At 61.7% G+C, this 15,435-nt stretch carries 16 protein-coding genes; 7 read left to right on the forward strand and 9 right to left on the reverse strand.

The genetic code is table 11. The features are described 5' to 3' along the window. Nucleotides 1-165 precede the first annotated feature (165 nt). From NQE15_RS09550 to NQE15_RS09560, 3 genes are read right to left on the reverse strand one after another with little or no spacing between them, the layout of a single operon-like run. Nucleotides 166-2,259 carry a hybrid sensor histidine kinase/response regulator gene (locus NQE15_RS09550; RefSeq protein WP_265949094.1) on the reverse strand — a complete coding sequence of 698 codons (2,094 nt, stop codon included), beginning with the start codon at nucleotides 2,257-2,259 and terminating at the stop codon, nucleotides 166-168. Then, the gene (locus tag NQE15_RS09555) at nucleotides 2,256-2,747 is read right to left on the reverse strand and encodes an STAS domain-containing protein (RefSeq protein WP_265949096.1); all 492 of its coding nucleotides are present in this window, start codon (nucleotides 2,745-2,747) and stop codon (nucleotides 2,256-2,258) included. Before NQE15_RS09555 ends, NQE15_RS09550 begins: the two co-directional genes overlap by 4 nt. Next, on the reverse strand, nucleotides 2,747-3,931 hold the full coding sequence (locus tag NQE15_RS09560) for a SpoIIE family protein phosphatase (RefSeq protein ID WP_265949099.1): 1,185 nt from the start codon (nucleotides 3,929-3,931) through the stop codon (nucleotides 2,747-2,749). The genes NQE15_RS09555 and NQE15_RS09560 overlap by 1 nt, the downstream gene beginning before the upstream one ends. A 406-nt stretch (nucleotides 3,932-4,337) precedes the next feature. Here NQE15_RS09560 and NQE15_RS09565 point away from each other — a divergent pair, with 406 nt between their 5' ends. Genes NQE15_RS09565 through NQE15_RS09580 form a run of 4 tightly spaced genes read left to right on the forward strand, consistent with a single transcriptional unit; the run spans nucleotide 4,338 to nucleotide 7,226 of the window. Next, nucleotides 4,338-4,616: a DnaJ domain-containing protein gene (locus NQE15_RS09565; protein ID WP_265949101.1), complete on the forward strand. Its 279-nt coding sequence runs from the start codon at nucleotides 4,338-4,340 to the stop codon at nucleotides 4,614-4,616. Continuing rightward, complete coding sequence (locus tag NQE15_RS09570) at nucleotides 4,613-5,158, forward strand: hypothetical protein (protein WP_265949103.1); 546 nt, start codon at nucleotides 4,613-4,615, stop codon at nucleotides 5,156-5,158. Before NQE15_RS09565 ends, NQE15_RS09570 begins: the two co-directional genes overlap by 4 nt. A gap of 58 nt (nucleotides 5,159-5,216) precedes the next feature. Continuing rightward, nucleotides 5,217-5,972, forward strand: coding sequence for a hypothetical protein (locus NQE15_RS09575; protein ID WP_265949105.1), 756 nt, complete (start codon nucleotides 5,217-5,219; stop codon nucleotides 5,970-5,972). Between the two features lie 12 nt (nucleotides 5,973-5,984). Next, the gene (locus NQE15_RS09580) at nucleotides 5,985-7,226 is read left to right on the forward strand and encodes a hypothetical protein (protein ID WP_265949107.1); all 1,242 of its coding nucleotides are present in this window, start codon (nucleotides 5,985-5,987) and stop codon (nucleotides 7,224-7,226) included. 180 nt (nucleotides 7,227-7,406) lie between these two features. On the opposite strand, the gene NQE15_RS23840 is transcribed toward NQE15_RS09580, so the two are convergent. Continuing rightward, entirely contained in the window at nucleotides 7,407-7,883 is a 477-nt protein-coding gene (locus NQE15_RS23840) for a VF530 family DNA-binding protein (RefSeq protein ID WP_323054963.1), read from the reverse strand. A gap of 280 nt (nucleotides 7,884-8,163) precedes the next feature. Between NQE15_RS23840 and NQE15_RS09590 the strand changes: the two genes are divergently transcribed. Continuing rightward, nucleotides 8,164-8,490 (forward strand): hypothetical protein, encoded by a 327-nt coding sequence (locus tag NQE15_RS09590; RefSeq protein WP_265949108.1) that lies wholly within the window; start codon nucleotides 8,164-8,166, stop codon nucleotides 8,488-8,490. Between the two features lie 205 nt (nucleotides 8,491-8,695). Here the strand turns inward: NQE15_RS09590 and NQE15_RS09595 are convergent, their stop codons facing one another. The 5 genes from NQE15_RS09595 to NQE15_RS09615 form a co-directional block, all read right to left on the reverse strand. Next, on the reverse strand, nucleotides 8,696-9,271 hold the full coding sequence (locus NQE15_RS09595) for a lipocalin family protein (protein ID WP_265949110.1): 576 nt from the start codon (nucleotides 9,269-9,271) through the stop codon (nucleotides 8,696-8,698). 192 nt (nucleotides 9,272-9,463) lie between these two features. After that, entirely contained in the window at nucleotides 9,464-10,564 is a 1,101-nt protein-coding gene (locus tag NQE15_RS09600; protein WP_265949112.1) for an ADP-ribosylglycohydrolase family protein, read from the reverse strand. A 51-nt stretch (nucleotides 10,565-10,615) separates the two neighbouring features. Then, nucleotides 10,616-10,831, reverse strand: coding sequence for a hypothetical protein (locus NQE15_RS09605; protein WP_265949113.1), 216 nt, complete (start codon nucleotides 10,829-10,831; stop codon nucleotides 10,616-10,618). A 176-nt stretch (nucleotides 10,832-11,007) separates the two neighbouring features. Beyond that, nucleotides 11,008-11,550, reverse strand: coding sequence for a PEP-CTERM sorting domain-containing protein (locus NQE15_RS09610; RefSeq protein ID WP_265949115.1), 543 nt, complete (start codon nucleotides 11,548-11,550; stop codon nucleotides 11,008-11,010). 195 nt (nucleotides 11,551-11,745) lie between these two features. Continuing rightward, entirely contained in the window at nucleotides 11,746-13,245 is a 1,500-nt protein-coding gene (locus tag NQE15_RS09615; protein WP_265949118.1) for a CoA-acylating methylmalonate-semialdehyde dehydrogenase, read from the reverse strand. Between the two features lie 100 nt (nucleotides 13,246-13,345). On the opposite strand from NQE15_RS09615, the gene NQE15_RS09620 reads away from it, so the two are divergent. Further along, nucleotides 13,346-14,137: an IclR family transcriptional regulator gene (locus NQE15_RS09620; RefSeq protein ID WP_265949121.1), complete on the forward strand. Its 792-nt coding sequence runs from the start codon at nucleotides 13,346-13,348 to the stop codon at nucleotides 14,135-14,137. A 105-nt stretch (nucleotides 14,138-14,242) separates the two neighbouring features. After that, complete coding sequence (locus tag NQE15_RS09625; RefSeq protein WP_265949124.1) at nucleotides 14,243-15,394, forward strand: TRAP transporter substrate-binding protein; 1,152 nt, start codon at nucleotides 14,243-14,245, stop codon at nucleotides 15,392-15,394. Nucleotides 15,395-15,435: the final 41 nt, after the last annotated feature.

The raw sequence follows: 15,435 nt of genomic DNA on the forward strand, positions 1-15,435 counted from the left end.
GCCAGTAGGGGCTCAAATGGGCTTAACCGACATTAAACACCTATCGGCCGATAATTTCTCGAAAATACGTCAAATTTGCCAATTGACGCGGCCTAATCGCGGTTTATGGCAAATTTTCCGAGATTCGATTCCCGGCTGCATCGATCATGAGGTGCCCCCGGGAGGTCAGCCCGGCGTGCCGTCCAGGGTACTGCGCACCATGCGCGCCAGTTCTTCGATGCGATAGGGCTTGCTGATCAGGTGGACGTCGGTCGCCAGGGCGTCCAGTTGCTGGATGGCGTTGCCGGTATAGCCTGAGGTATAGAGCACCTTGATGTCGCGTCCGAGATCGCCCGCCGCGCTGGCCAGCTGCGGTCCGTTCAGGCCGCCGGGCAGCACGACATCGGTAAACAGCAGGTCGATCGCCGCTTCCTGCTTGAGCAGCGCCAGCGCGGCGCGGCCATCGGCCGCCTGATGGACCCGGTAGCCCAGGCCGGAGAGCAGGCGGCAGACCAGGGCGCGGACATCCTCTTCATCCTCGACGACGAGGATGGATTCATGGCCGGTCGGTTGCGGCAGGCGCACGGCGGCAGCCTGCGCGGCCAGGGATTCGCCAGCGCCGTCGCAGGTCGGCAGGTAGATCTTGACCGTGGTGCCGTGGCCGACCTCGCTGTAGATCTTGAGATGGCCACCTGACTGCTTGACGAAGCCATAGACCATGGCGAGGCCCAGACCGCTGCCCTTGCCGGTCTCCTTGGTGGTGAAGAAAGGTTCGAAGGCACGGAGCCGGACTTCCGGAGTCATGCCGCTGCCGGTATCCGAAACCGCGATCAGCACGTAGGGGCCGGGCCGGACGTCGGCCTCGAGCGAGGCGTAGTGCTCGTCGAGATAGGCGGCGGCGGTTTCGATGGTCAGCGTGCCCCATTGCCCCATGGCATCGCGGGCATTGACGGCGAGATTGAGCAATGCCGTCTCGAGCTGGGCGGGATCGGCCAGCGCTGCCGGCAGATCGTTGGGGGAGGTGGCATTGATCTGGATATGCTCGCCCAGCGTCCGCTTCAGCATGCCGGCCATGCCCTTGATCAGGTCGGTCACGGCGATCGGTGCCGCGGCCAGGCGCTGGCGGCGCGAGAAGGCGAGCAGCGTGCGGTTGAGGTCGGCGCCGCGCCGCGCCGCCTTGGTCGCCGCCTCGATCAGTTCGGGGGCGACCGGGTGGTCGTGCAGTTCGCTGGCGAGTATCTGCAGATTGCCGAGGACGACCGTCAGCAGGTTGTTGAAATCATGGGCGACGCCGCCGGTCAACTGGCCGACGGCTTCCATTTTCTGGGCCTGGTGCAGGGCCTGTTCGGCCTGCCGCTGTTCGGTGACGTCGGTCAGCATGGCGATGCAGCCGTCGATACGGCCCGCGGTGTCGCGGTGCGGCGAATAGCGCACGCTCCAGCGTCGCAGTTCGCCACTGGAGGTTCGGTGCTCATGCTCGTGGCGCGTTGCCTGGCCTTTCAGGGCGCCCTCGATCTTGTCGCGGATTTCGCCATAGATCGCGCGGCCGAAGATTTCCAGTACGCTGTGGCCGTCGATCTGCTCCGGCGGCAGGCCGACCCAGTCGGCAAAGGTCTGGTTGTGATAGAGGTAGATCTGGCGTGCGTCGATGTAGGCCATGCCGGCCGGCATGTTGTCGGTGATCAGGCGGAGCTTGGCTTCGCTGGCGCGTAGGGCGTTTTCCGCCTGCTGGCGCTCATGGATTTCGGCTTGCAAGGCCTGATTGGCCTGCTCCAGCTCGGCCGTCCGCTCCTGAACGCGCAATTCGAGTTCGTCGCGGGCGGCGCGCAAGGCCTGTTGGGTGAGGTGGCGCTCGGAAATGTCGCGGATCGAGGCTGAGACTAGCACGCCGGCCGCGCTGCGTAACGGGCTGAGGCTGATCTCGACGGGGATCTCGCTGCCGTCCTTGCGGCGCCCTGTGAGGTCCATGCCGCTGCCCATCGGGCGGACGCCTGGAGTGTCCAGATAGCCGTTACGGTGCGCCAGGTGCCGCTCGCGCAGGTTTCCGGGGAGCAGGATTTCGACGGCCTGTCCGAGCAGTTCGGCCCGGTCGTAGCCGAAGAGCTGTTCGGTCTGTTTGTTGACCAGCACGATGCAACCGCTCTGGTCCACGACGACGACGGCATCGGGCGCCGTTTCGACCAGACCCCGGAACTTTTGTTCTCCTGCGCGGGCTTCCGCCAGTTCTTCGCGCAATTGGTCGAGGCGGGCGGTCTGGCTGAAGGCGAGGACACTGCTCATGATTTACCCAGCTCCCTTTCAAAGGCTTCCACGACGTCCTGGAATTGCGCGCGATTGGTGTCATTCATTTCGCTGAGCAGCCGGTGGGCATCGAGTACCGTCTGCGCCACTTCCTTCTCCGACGGATTGCCGGCTGCTAGCACGCTATCGGCGGCGAGATCGGGACGCTGCGCGCAGTGGATGAAAGCCGTATCCAGGCAGATGCTGCTCAGCACGGCATTGATATCCGGCTGCGACGAGAAGAGCAGGGGCCGGCTGCCGTCACGCCGGCGCAGGAAATTGGCGATCCGGGCGAGCAGGCCAAGGCCCGTGCTGTCGATCGATTCGGCGTCGCTCAGGTCGACGATGATGGTTTTCAGATCCTGGCGGGCGAACAGCGCGTCGAGGAAGCGATCAAGGGCGGGGGCGATGGTGTAGCGGATATCGCCCAGGAAGCGGATGACGACGGTGCCATCCCGTTCCGCATGGTGGACATTGCCTTCGGCCATCAATGCACCAGCCTTCTTAAGGAAAGGACGCTGATGTCGTCGGGCGGCGGCATGCCCTGATCCAGCTTGAGCGTTCTGGCCAGCGTGCTGGCATCCTGTTCGCTGCCACAGGCGAGGGCGTGCAGATAGTCCTGTTTTGCCGAGAGGCCGCTCTGGGGCAGGGTCTCCAGAATGCCGTCGGAGAACACCGAGATGCCGAATACATCAGGGATGTCCAGCGACTGCGTGCGGTACTCGGCGCTCTCGAACATGCCCACCGGCGGACTCTTGCCGCCGATGGCGCGGGTCGTCTCGCCGTCGTAGAGGATGGGGAAGGGGAACTGGCCGCCGTTGGCGAAATCGAGTCGCGCCTGGCGCGGGTTCAGTACGCCGTAGAACATGGTCAGGTACTTGCCGTGGCCGCCGTCCAGGATGTCCCGATTCAGGCCGGCGAGCACCGCCGCCGGGTCGAGGATGGTGCGGTCGCCGTGTTGGCGATTGCGTTCGACGTAGCGCCCCATGTAGCTCTTGAGGAGCACCGTGATGAAGGCCGAGGAAACGCCATGGCCCGAGACGTCGGCCATGTAGAAGCCGAAATGCTCGTCGTCGATGTCGAAGTAGTCGACAAAGTCGCCGCTCAGAATGGCCGAGGTCTGCAGGTGGCGACTGCATTCGTAGCCGTCGCGGCCGCCGAATACGACATGCTCGTCGGGGAGCAGCCGGAACTGGATGTTGCGTCCGGCCGTCTCGTCTTCCTGCAATTTGCGCAGGCTGCGTTCGAGTTGGCCATTGACCAGTTCAAGATGCTCGCGGTAGCGCCGGTTTTCCGCCCGCAGCCGGGCGCGCTCAAGGGCCTTGCCGACGGCGTGTTCGAGGATGGCGAAATCCTCGATCGGCTTGGTCACGTAATCCCAGGCGCCCAGCTTGAGAGCCTGGATCGCATCGGCGAAGCCGCCCATGCCGGAAACCACGATGACTGGCGTTTCGGGAAAGTCCTGGGTCAGTACCGCCAGAACCTCCAGACCGTCCATCCCCGGCATCCGCAGGTCGCAGAGCACGAGAGCCGGATCGATATCGCGGCAGAGGTCAAGGCCGCTGCGACCATCCGCTGCGGTGAATACCGTGTAACCGAGCCGCTTGAGGTAAAACGCGAATAAGTCCCGAACCGCCGCTTCGTCGTCGATGATCAGGATGTTTTCCGCCATTTTTTCCCCTTTTTTCGTATTCGGCGTTCGGCATGTTGCGACATTGGCGCTCGCACGCGCCGGTTCTACCGGCGCTGCCTGATTCGTTTTTTCGCGAATACGGAGCTTCGACAGAGCGACACTCAAAAAGTTGCGAAGTCCGCGCGTGCCGCGTCGGCGAAGCATGCCCGGCCTGGTTGAGGGATAATCCGGCCTCGGGCCGGCGCATTGCTTTGGTGGGGGTTTTACTGCCTGGCGTAAAATAGCGCCGTGACACGATCTGAGTTCATCGCCCGCGACGGACTGGCCGGAGCCTGAAGCCCGGGAATCATCGCGGGCACTGCGCTGGCGGGCAATTTACCAGCGGCGCGGAAAATCGTTCCGGCTGACGGCGGCCACACCATCCGGGACCACTGATAAAGGCACCATGAAAGACTATTACGGATTGCTGGGCGTAGCGCCCGATGCGACCACGGAAATCATCAAGACCGCCTACCGCAAGAAGGCAGCCCAGTTTCACCCTGACCGCAATCCCGAGCCGGATGCGGCAGCCAAATTCAGGGCGGTGCAGGAGGCCTACGAAGTACTGGCCGACAGCGAGCGCCGCAAGGTTTACGACGATACCCGACGCACGAGTCTGATCGACGACCCGCTGGTCGTTGCCCGAGAAATCTGGTCGAGCTATTTGGGGAATATCCAGAAATGAAAAAGTCATACTATTTTGCCGAACTGGCGTCGTCCTACGATGCCGAGATACAGGATCTGCTTACCGACTCGGAAGGCAATCCGGCGCTCAAGGCCCGCCTGAAGGAGAAGCGCCAGGAACTGAAGGCGCTGTTGCCGATGATCGAGTTCTGCCCGGAGATGGTGGTGCCGGTGTTCTACGACGGCTTTTCCTTCACCAGCCCGAAGGCGGTGGCCGCCGCCGTGATGTGCGAGCCGGATGATGGCGATTTTCCAGGCTGGAATGAGTTCTCCGCGTTCGTCACGGTCGAGCCTTGGGCCGCCTCGTATCTGACGGCCGTGCTGGCCGAAAGCGCCGGCGAGGAATTCATGGTGACCGCGGCCTGCCTCGAGTTCATCCGCAAATTCGACAGTGCCGGCACCGCGCCGGCCGCCGAGGATAGTGAATCCCGGGGCGAGAAAAATGAGGACGATGACAATGATGGCGACGACGAGGACCGCGACCTGGCCGAGGCCGGCGACGACTGGCTGGGCGAGCAGGGCTTCGACTCGGTCAAGTCCTGAGCACCCCGAACCCGCCGCTCGCGGCAAGCAGAATTCGAAACATTCAATAAGGCATTAGATGAAACATCCCGTCGTACTCAAGACGTCTCAACTCATCCTGGCGGGTGATCTCAAGGGCGCAGAAATGGCTTTGGCCAACATTGCGGATACCGAGGGCGACGATGCCCTGGTCGAAGTTCTCGACCAGGTTGCGCCGAAAGACCTGCTGGCCGTGATGCGTGGCTTCGATGGCTCGCGGCAGTCGGTGGTCAACATGGTCGTCACCCCGGACCAGTTTGCCCGGGCGGTGGTTCTCGAAGCCCGCTATCGCGACCATACGCATGCCGCCCTACGCGGGATGATGAATGCCATCATCTATCGCGACGAAGACATGGCGGCTGAGTATCTCGAAGCGATCGGCGAGATCGAAGGCGGCTACGAGGTGCTGGTCAATTATTTCGGCGAACGCGACGACGAATTGCTGGCCTTCGCGATGTCCGGCGAGTTCTTCGAGGACTTCAACGCCGAGCGCGGTCTCGAATCGCGCTCGATCTCCTGGCTCAACGAAAAAATCGACGAGATCGATGAGGCGCTCCACGAAGGGAATTCGATCGCCAACTCGCGCCCGCGGGTGGCGCGTTCGGATGTCTCCGACCGCGACTGGATGGAAACGGCCTGGGTCCTGCGCTACGAGCTTTCGGACATTTTCGAACAGGTCGTGATCACCTTGCGTGATCGCCTGATGCACCGGGTCGAAGCGCTCGAGGAGGGCGAAGCGCAAGACGCCAAGCCCGCCCCGGCCGCTTCGTCCGAGGACGAAGAATCAGCGCTCTGAGGGAGGCATCCAGTGAACAGTTCAGTTGCTGTCGTCGATGATCGCCCATTTTTCGAAAAAGCCGTCCGCTATGGCCTTGAGCACGGGCTCCTGACCCGGGACAGCATCGCCAAAATGGAGGCCGACGCGCCGAAAGGAATCGTCCAGATTGCCGATCATTTCGGTACCGCCTATCTGCGGACCGATCTGGAAAGCGCGACGGTTCGCCTGACCAACCTGATCAGTCTTTATCTCGAAGACTTTGCCAACGGCGACCTGCGCAGTGCCGCCACCTCGCTGAGCGACAACAGCCTGCTCTCCCATTCGCGGGGCGGCTCCGAGATGCTCAAGCGGCTGCACGCGATGCCGGCCGATACCAGCCTGCATCAGCGCAAGGCCGATCCGCTGGCGCAGAAAATTTTCGTCAATGAGCGCAGCTTCGCTTTCCCGCTGACCGTTGCCCGCTACCGGGCGCAGGTCGGGCAGTGCCAGGCCAACCAGATGCGGATCGACTTTGCGCGCTGGCTGGCGCGGCGCCTGAATGCGACGCCCGAGGAGTGCGAGGATTTCAGCGCCGAGGAAGTCATCCGCTCGGCCATGCTGCTGCTCTTCGTCGGCGCCAAAACACTGGAAATGCCGTCGAAGACCCAGTTCGTCACCCTCGTCGAGACGCTCCGCAAGAAATCCTTCAAACCCAGCCCGGCCGCGCTCGACGCCTTTCTGCGCGAGGCACCGGAGACCTTCGCCGAGATGAGCAGGCAGGCGATGCAGGAATTCATCGCCAGCACCCTGCCGCGCCTCAAGTCGCCGGCCAAGTCGGCGGACGAGATTCTGCATGCCGAATCACAGGGCGCCTTCTTCGTGCGCGAAGCGAGCGAAGAAGATGTCGTTGCCTACGACAAACTCGTCGCCCGCGAATGGGTGCGCATCACCAAGGGCGATGCCGACGACCCGGCCGTACTGGCGACCCTGTTCCTGAACGTGGCGACGGGCCATCCGCCGAAAGCCGCCGCCTTGCTGAAGGACGCCAAGAGCATCATTGCCGCCTTCCGCAACCAGGGCTTCGACTCGAAAGCGGTGCTCGCCTTCGTCGACGAGCATGCCCCGTTCGAGCAGCGCGAAGACCTCAAGGCGATGTGGCTGCAGGATCTGCGCCCCGATGCCGAAATCCACCTCGCCGACAACGACCCGCAGATGCCAGATGCCTACATGGAACGGGCCTTGAAATACTTCAAGCAGAATTGCGTAGCCAACTGGAAGGGCAGCAGCCGCTAATCGCCCCTCGATTCTTATTAGCTTGAGCGCCTGATTTCGTCGGTTATGACCGGCCGAAATTACCTTCTTGAGCAGCCCCGTTTAATTGGCGTTTGAGTGCCGGTTGGGGGCGTCCGGTTTGCTGTTTGCATATGTCCGAAATCCGGGGCGAAACAATCTTCAAATATTCTGAAACCGGATTTATTTTTTCCACTTCGCCCATGGGTCTGAATCCGGATTAACAGAGGTCCTTCGATTATCCGATACTCTTTTATCCGGGTTGGAACGACGGCCGGCATCCGCGTCCCACATAGCCACTTTCTTGGCCCGCTTTTCGCGTAACCTTTCAGCGTCGTCGAGACTCAATTCAGCTGGCTCACCCGGCGTTTGATCCTGTGGAATAACGCGATCCCTGGGCGGAAATTCAAATTGCTCGGCAGATGCTCGAGGTAAATTTTTAAATTGATATAAATAAAATGCTTCGACTTTCTCGCGCGCCCAATCTGTTTTTTTAAGAAACTTTACGCTGGAATCAATGCTTGGATTGTTATTGAAACAATTGATATTCAAATAGGCGAATAGAATCTCAAAACCGTAGTGGTTGACTATTTCAGTTAACAAGTTTTTTAAACTAACGCCGTGCAGAGGGTTGTTTTTGTAATCTATCTCAACATTCATGGCAAGGCTCGGATAAGTAGTGGATCGGCCATTATACCTGTCGCAGCATAGAGAAAAGCAGCGTCATATATGACGCCATTGTTATTGAATTAAACTGATATATCACCTGCTTCATTGATTGGCTACCTGACCAATCTATACGCTGTGAAGCTCGGCATCGAACAATGCGAACTGGCTATCACTTGCTCATATTGCCAACATCTCCTTTCAGCGCTGCCTAAAGCTCCTCGACGAATCGGTTACCATGGGTTTGGCGCAATTGTCCCAACGAGGAAACTAGATGGACTTACAAAACCGATTCAATGATGAAGAACTTGAAAGAATCGTCGAGGAGGCTGCAATTTACATGTGTGCTTGCCCTGGGCAGGTGGCCGACCAAATTAGGCAATTGCGGCAAGTAATTCGCTACCAACGCGACTGTTTGACTGAAGGAAAGACGCCAAGTTTAGTACATCACACCATTGAGGTTAGGTCACGAGAAGCGCATGCAGTTATGGAAGACTGCCTTGACCAGGTGCTTGAAATTGAGGGGTGGGATAGGGCGACGCTGAAAATGCCAGAGGGGCTCCGAAAAATTCGTGGCGAGCTTATCGAGAACGGTAACTAAGCTCTGCAAGCTGTATGCCCTTCGTTTTGTGAATTGCTAATTCGGCCAGTTAAAAAGGTCCAGCCATGTCTAACTTTGCGGTCGATGTAGGCAGCACTACGACAGGTAGGGCTTGGTCGCCAGCCTGCCGCCTTCAGCGAACTGGCTCATGCCGGCGGTGTTGGGCGTAAGCGTGTTCCAGCGACTGGCCGATAGCGTGTGCCAGTCAGCACATTTTTGTCTCACCGGTGCAGAACCGTGACGGCAGCGGCCGCTGGTGATCGACCCAGATCAGCTTGTCGGTGGCAAAGCCAAGCGCGCGCGCCTGACTGAGCAGTTGCTCGCGGATCTCGGCCGGCAGCGTCTTGTCACGGGCGAGAATCCACAAATAATCACGGTCTGGCCCGGCGACGAGCGACCAGCGATAGTTCTGCTGATCGAGCGCAATCACGTGATAGCCGCCGTAGAACGGCCCGAAGAACGACACCTTCAGCGACGCGGTATGGCTGTCACCGATGAACAGGGCGCGGCCGATCGCCTCCTTCCACGCCTGACGCTGCGTGTCGTAACCTCGGTTGATGACCTTGACGCTGCCGTCGTCCTGGAGCAGGTAAGTGGCATTGACGTCGCTCATGCCGCGTTCGAAAGAATGGTCGAGCCGGGCGATTTCATACCACTGCCCGAGGTAGCGACTGATGTCGAACGATGTCACCGGCTGGAGACCGTCGGGAGGCGCGGTCGTGCAAGCAGCGAGGCTCAGGGCAAAGAACAGAGTGACGATGACAGAGCGGATGGACGACATGGACAGGCTTTCGGGAGGTATTTCGGGGAAGCTACCAGAATGGACTGCTTATCGGCGAGTTGCGTAAACCCGCCAGCGTGTTCCGTAGCGGCTCTTCTTGGCCGGATCTCCCTGATGGCAACTGTATTGCCAATGTGCAGAGTGCTCAGCTCAAGTTATATTCCGCAGTCCGCCAACCGCCGTCGCGAACGCTCAGGCTCTCCCGGGTAGGCCGGTGTCGTTCATCTGGCTGGCAAGTCTACGGGCCAAATCGAGCAGTTCGGCGCTGTTTTCGAGGCCATCCAGGAAACGCTGCGGAATCCCCTTGAGGCCGCTCTGGGCGCCGGCCAGGGCGCCGGTGAGAATGGCGCGCGCCTGGTTCTGGCCGCCGCCATTGACGGCGTGCAGCACGGCGGATTCGAAATCGCCGGTGAAGCGGGCTGCCAGGTAGTAGGCGGCGGGGAACTGGTGATAGACCGCGCAGGGCATGCCATAGACCAGCGAAACCTTCCATGCTGGCTCGATGCGGATATCGGGGTCGCGTGCTGCCTGGGCGATGAAGGACGGGCCGAGCAGCGCGTCCGGTGACGGGAAACGGCCGATACTCGGCGCTTCCGGAGCGCCGGGTCGGGGCGCCTGCAGGTTGTCGCTGGTCACCGCATGGAAGGGCAGTTCGCCGGATCTGACCCGCGCCATCAGCTTGCCCGCCAGCTTGCCGTCGAGCGCTTCACCTTCGATCAGCAGGCCGAGAATGGCAGCGTAGGCGACGGTCATCGCGACTACCGTGCCGTCGGTCTGGGTCAGTAGGGTGTTGCTGTTGACCGCCGCTGCCAGTTTTGCCGGCTGCAGCGCGTAGCGGACAGCGATGGCGAGAATGCGTTCGGCGGCCTCGGTGGTGTCGGCATTGCCGCCGACCTCGCCCCAGGGCAGGCCGAGTTTGATCCGCTTGCGCCAGGTTTCGCGGATCGACTGGCTGGTATAGCCGCCGGGGCCGTTCAGTGGTGTACCGTCGATCTGCGGGAAAAAGTCCGTATCCATCCGCCGGCAGAAGTCGGCCTCGTCGTAAGCGCCGCGTGTGACCAGGGATTCCAGCGTCAGGCGCAGCAGGACGCCGGCCTGGGAGGATTGCCCGGCCTTCATTCCGGCATGGTAGCGCCCCGGCTTGGGCGCGGTGTAGTTGTCGATCCAGGTCCCGTAGTCGGCATGCAACTGCGTCAGGTCATAGTACCAGTGCGGGCCAAGTGCCAGCGCGTCGCCGATGAAGGCGCCGAGCAGTGCGCCCACGGCACGGTCTTCGAGCGCTGGTTTGCTCATGGTCATTTTCCTTTCGGGTGCATGCAATGCCGGACGAAGACCCGCTACGGGTCAGCGAGTTTTCCGGGGCGGCTTGTATTGCTTGAAAACCGCCCGCGCATCCAGCTCGGCGCGCTCCTGGGTGCAGATAGCCGGATCGTCGTCATGGCCGCTGAAATAGTCATCGGCCTGGGCGCGCATGACGATGGCGATGGCCGCATCGTCGCTCAGGGTGTAGATCTCGGTGAGCAGGGTGGCTACTTCGTCGAGATGTTCTTCGTAGGTCATGTGTTTATTCATAGGGGCGAGCGCTTGCCGGCAACAACGATCGGTGCATTCTAACAAGCCCCGCCATGCGCGGATTCGCCTTTGTCGCCTGCCCTATATTCCGGCCGAATTGCCAATAACCGATCGCAGAAACGACAAACCCCGCCGGAGCGGGGTTGTCGTTCCCCCTGTGTTGATTACTGCCTGCGGTGCCTCGACCAGCCAAGGCCGGCCAGCGCCAAAGTGAGAAGACCCAGCGTTGCGGGTTCCGGTATCCGCGAAGAGTCGTCTTCCGTAACGATCCAGTCGGCGGCGAAGCTATATTGGTCACTGTCGCCGGACGCCTGGAAGCCCAAGAAGGCCTGAAGACTCGTACAACCCAGGGCGCCACAGTCGTAGCTGCCGGTATAGGTGATCGGGCCAAAGCTGGAAAAGATGGTGCCCAGCGGATCGGCGAAGACTTCGGTAGAGTCTATCGAGAATCTGAAAATGGAAGTCGCCGGGGATACTGGCGCCGCTGAAACCGGAGGGCCGGAGACGTTGGTGAGCGTCCCAGAAATTGTTGCTTGAAATGAAACCGGGCCGAACAGCGGCGTCATCGGCGTGGCGAAGGAAAACAGGAAAGCGGTGGGTGCATTGAAATCAGTAACCCCCACGGTATAGCTCAGGGAGCCGGCACTGGCGGGGGCCATCCAACCCAAGCTGACCAACAGCGCGAACAGCGAAATCAATCGTTTCATTTTTATCACTTGGGTACCCCCGTGATCAGCTGATGGATCGAATTGGTAGCAGCAACGATAAAGCGCAATAGTCGTGCCGGAGGAATTTCATGCCATCGAATCAGCAGCTTGGTCGGGCTACGTGATTGCGCTTCGGAGACGTTGTAAAGAATTTCGACACGCGCGGCGGTTGCTACCGACACGCGCGCCGCCCGCTCAGTGGGTCGGCATGACAAAACTGGCGGCACTCGCTACATCATCCGGCCAGCGCGCGGTCACCGTCTTGAGCCGGGTATAGAAGTGCACGCCCTCGGGGCCATGGATCGCATGGTCGCCGAACAGGGAGCGCTTCCAGCCGCCGAAGCTGTGGAAGGCCATGGGGACGGGAATCGGTACATTGATGCCGACCATGCCGACCTCGATGCGCCGTACGAACTCGCGGGCAGTGTTGCCGCTGCGCGTGAATACCGCGACACCGTTGCCGTATTCGTGGGCATTGATCAGCTCGACGGCCGATGCGAAATCGGCCACCCGCACGACGCAGAGCACCGGGCCGAAGATTTCCTCGCGGTAGATGCTCATGGCCGGGCTGACCCGGTCGAACAGGCATGCGCCGAGAAAGTGCCCGTCTTCATGGCCGGCGACCCGCAGCTGGCGGCCGTCGACGACCAGTTCCGCGCCTTCCGCGACGCCCTGGTCCACATAGCCGCGTACTTTGGCGAGATGCTGGCGCGTCACCAGCGGCCCCATTTCGACGTCCGGGGCGTCGCCCGGGCCGATCTTGAGCGCCGCGCTGCGCCGGGCCAGGGCGGCGACCAGAGCGTCGCCGACATCGCCGACCGCCACCGCCACCGAGATCGCCATGCAGCGTTCGCCGGCCGAACCGTAGGCGGCGCCGATCAGCGCCTCGACCGCCTGGTCGAGGTCGGCATCGGGCATCACCACCATGTGGTTCTTGGCGCCGCCGAGCGCCTGCACCCGTTTGCCGTGCGCGCAGCCCGTCGCATAGATGTGCTCGGCGATCGGCGTCGAGCCGACGAAGCTGACGGCGGCGACGCGGGGATCAGTAAGCAGGGTGTCGACCGCCTCCTTGTCGCCATGGATGACGTTGAACACGCCCGGCGGCAGATCCGCCCGGGCCAGCAGGTCGGCGATGAACAGGCTGGCCGAGGGATCGCGTTCGGACGGCTTGAGCACGAAGGTATTGCCGCAGGCGAGGGCGACCGGAAACATCCACATCGGCACCATCACCGGGAAATTGAAGGGCGTGATGCCGGCGCAAACGCCCACCGGCAGGCGTAGCGACCAACTGTCGACGGCGCTGCCGATCTGGTCGGAGTACTCGCCTTTCAGCAGCTGCGGAATGCCGCAGGCGAACTCGACGACCTCCATGCCGCGGATCACCTCGCCCTTGGCGTCGGCCAGCACCTTGCCGTGTTCGGCGGTGATGATGGCGGCCAGATCGTCGATATGGCGTTCGAGCAGTTCGCGGAACTTGAACAGGATGCGCGCCCGGCGCAGGGGCGGGGTATCTGCCCAGGCCGGCCAGGCGGCGGCTGCGGCGGCAATCGCTTTCCGGGTTTCGTCGGCGCTGGCCAGCGGCACCCGCGCCTCGACCTGGCCACTGGCCGGATTGAAGACTTCGGCCCAGCGCGCCCCGCTGGCCGGGACGGTATGACCGTCGATGAAATGCTCGAGCTGCCGGGGTGTATTCATATATATGAACCTCGTCCTTGATTATGAACAGGCTTGATCTATCATAGATTTACGTTTTCCGGGGTGTCAATTTCTTTGATTCAACCCAAGCGAGGTAATCGTGACAGAGCAAACAGCGTTGCGAGATTTGCCCAAGGCGATCGTGCCGTCGGTACTCAAGGCCGCCCGTCTGCTCGACCAAGTTGCGACTTCGCGAGATGCGCTGGCACTCGGCGAACTCTCCGCCCGCCTCGGACTGCCGAAGAGTTCGACCCTGGCCCTGTGCACCAGCCTGACCGTATCCGGGCTGTTGAAGCGTTACGACGACGGTACTTACCATCTGGGTACCCGCGTTGTTGACCTCGCCCATGCCTATCTGGTTCGCACCGATGTCGCCAAGGAGTTCGCCCAGGCGCTCGACGCCCTCAAGGTATTCGACGAGGAAGGTGCCGTCCTCGCCGTGCGCGACGGCACCGATGTCGTCTACATGGCCTGCCGCAACGGCAACCAGCCGGTCGGTGTCAGCTACCGCATCGGGATGCGGCTGCCAGCGAGCTGCACGGCCACCGGCAAGGCACTGATCAGTACGCTGAGCGACAGCGAAGTCAAAGCGCTATACCGCGGCAAGCGCTTGCCGCAGCTTACGACCAACAGCTGCACTACCGTCGGCGCCTTGCTCGATGACCTGCGTGCGGTGCGCGAGCGCGGTTTTGCCACGGACAACGAGGAAACCCGCGACGGCATGTGCTGCATCGGCGTGCCGATCGGCGAGCCGCTGGATGGCCCGGCGATCGCCGCCGTCGCGGTCAGCATGCTCAAGGGCACCGATACGCCGGCCAAGCGGGAGAAGGCCGTCGAGACATTGAAGGAGCTGGCGCAAATGCTGCTGCATCGCCTGAAGATGCTGCGCTGATACCCCATCTCTGAAATCAGGATCAAGCGGCTCGGGGTTGGTACGAACAGGGTCGATTGAAGTAGCAACCACAAAACGGCAGCACCACATAACGGAGACATCATCATGAAAACCAAAGTCAAAGCGGCCCCGGCCGAAGCAACGAAGCAATCGTCCCGTCGGAAGTTCCTTGCAGCGGCTACGACCGGTGCTGCCGGAGTCGTCGCCGGCGGCTTCCCGATGATCGCGGCGGCCCAGTCGCCGGTCAGCATGCGCTGGCAGTCGACCTGGCCGGCCAAGGACATCTTCCACGAGTACGCCCTGGACTACGCCAAGAAGGTCAATGACATGTCCGGCGGCGAACTCAAGATCGAGGTCCTGCCGGCCGGCGCCGTCGTGCCCGCCTTCGGCCTGCTGGAGGCGGTCAGCAAGGGCACCCTCGACGGCGGCCACGGCGTGCTCGGCTATCACTACGGCAAGCAGAACGCCCTGGCCATCTGGAACACCGGGCCGGCCTTCGGCATGGATGCCAACATGGTCCTCGCCTGGCACAAGTACGGCGGCGGCAAGGAACTGCTGGCCAAGCTCTACAACTCGATCGGCGCCAGCGTCGAGTCCTTCATCTACGGCCCGATGCCGACCCAGCCCCTGGGCTGGTTTAAGAAGCCGATCACCAAAGCCGAGGATTTCAAGGGCCTCAAGTTCCGCACCAACGGCCTGGCCATCGACATGTTCACCGCCATGGGCGCAGCCGTGAATGCGCTGCCCGGCGGCGAGATCGTCCCCGCCCTGGACCGCGGCCTGCTCGACGGAGCCGAGTTCAACAACGCCACCTCGGACCGCATCCTCGGCTTCCCCGACGTCTCCAAGGTCTGCATGCTGCAGAGCTTCCACCAGAGCGCCGAGACCTTCGAGATCATGTTCAACAAGGCCAAGTACGATGCCCTGTCGCCCAAGCTCAAGGCGATCATTGCCGGGGCGGTCGAAGCCGCGTCGGCCGACATGTCCTGGAAGGCAGTCGATCGCTACTCCAAGGACTACATCGAGCTGCAGACCAAGGACAAGGTCAAGTTCTACAAGACGCCCGATGCCATCCTGCAAACCCAGCTCAAGCTGTGGGACGAGATCGTCGCCAAGAAGTCGGCCGAGAACCCGTTGTTCAAGGAAATCATCGCTTCGCAGCGGGCCTTCGCCGAGCGCGCGGTGAAGTGGGAAACGGACACCATGGTCAATCGCCGGATGGCCGTGAACCATTTCTTCGGCGCCAAGAAGGGGTAGCGAAAACCCGGTCTGTAACCGATGACCACCCGGCAGCCGCC

It is taken from the genome of Dechloromonas sp. A34 (genome assembly GCF_026261605.1).
In the GTDB taxonomy this organism is placed as follows: Bacteria; Pseudomonadota; Gammaproteobacteria; order Burkholderiales; family Rhodocyclaceae; genus Azonexus.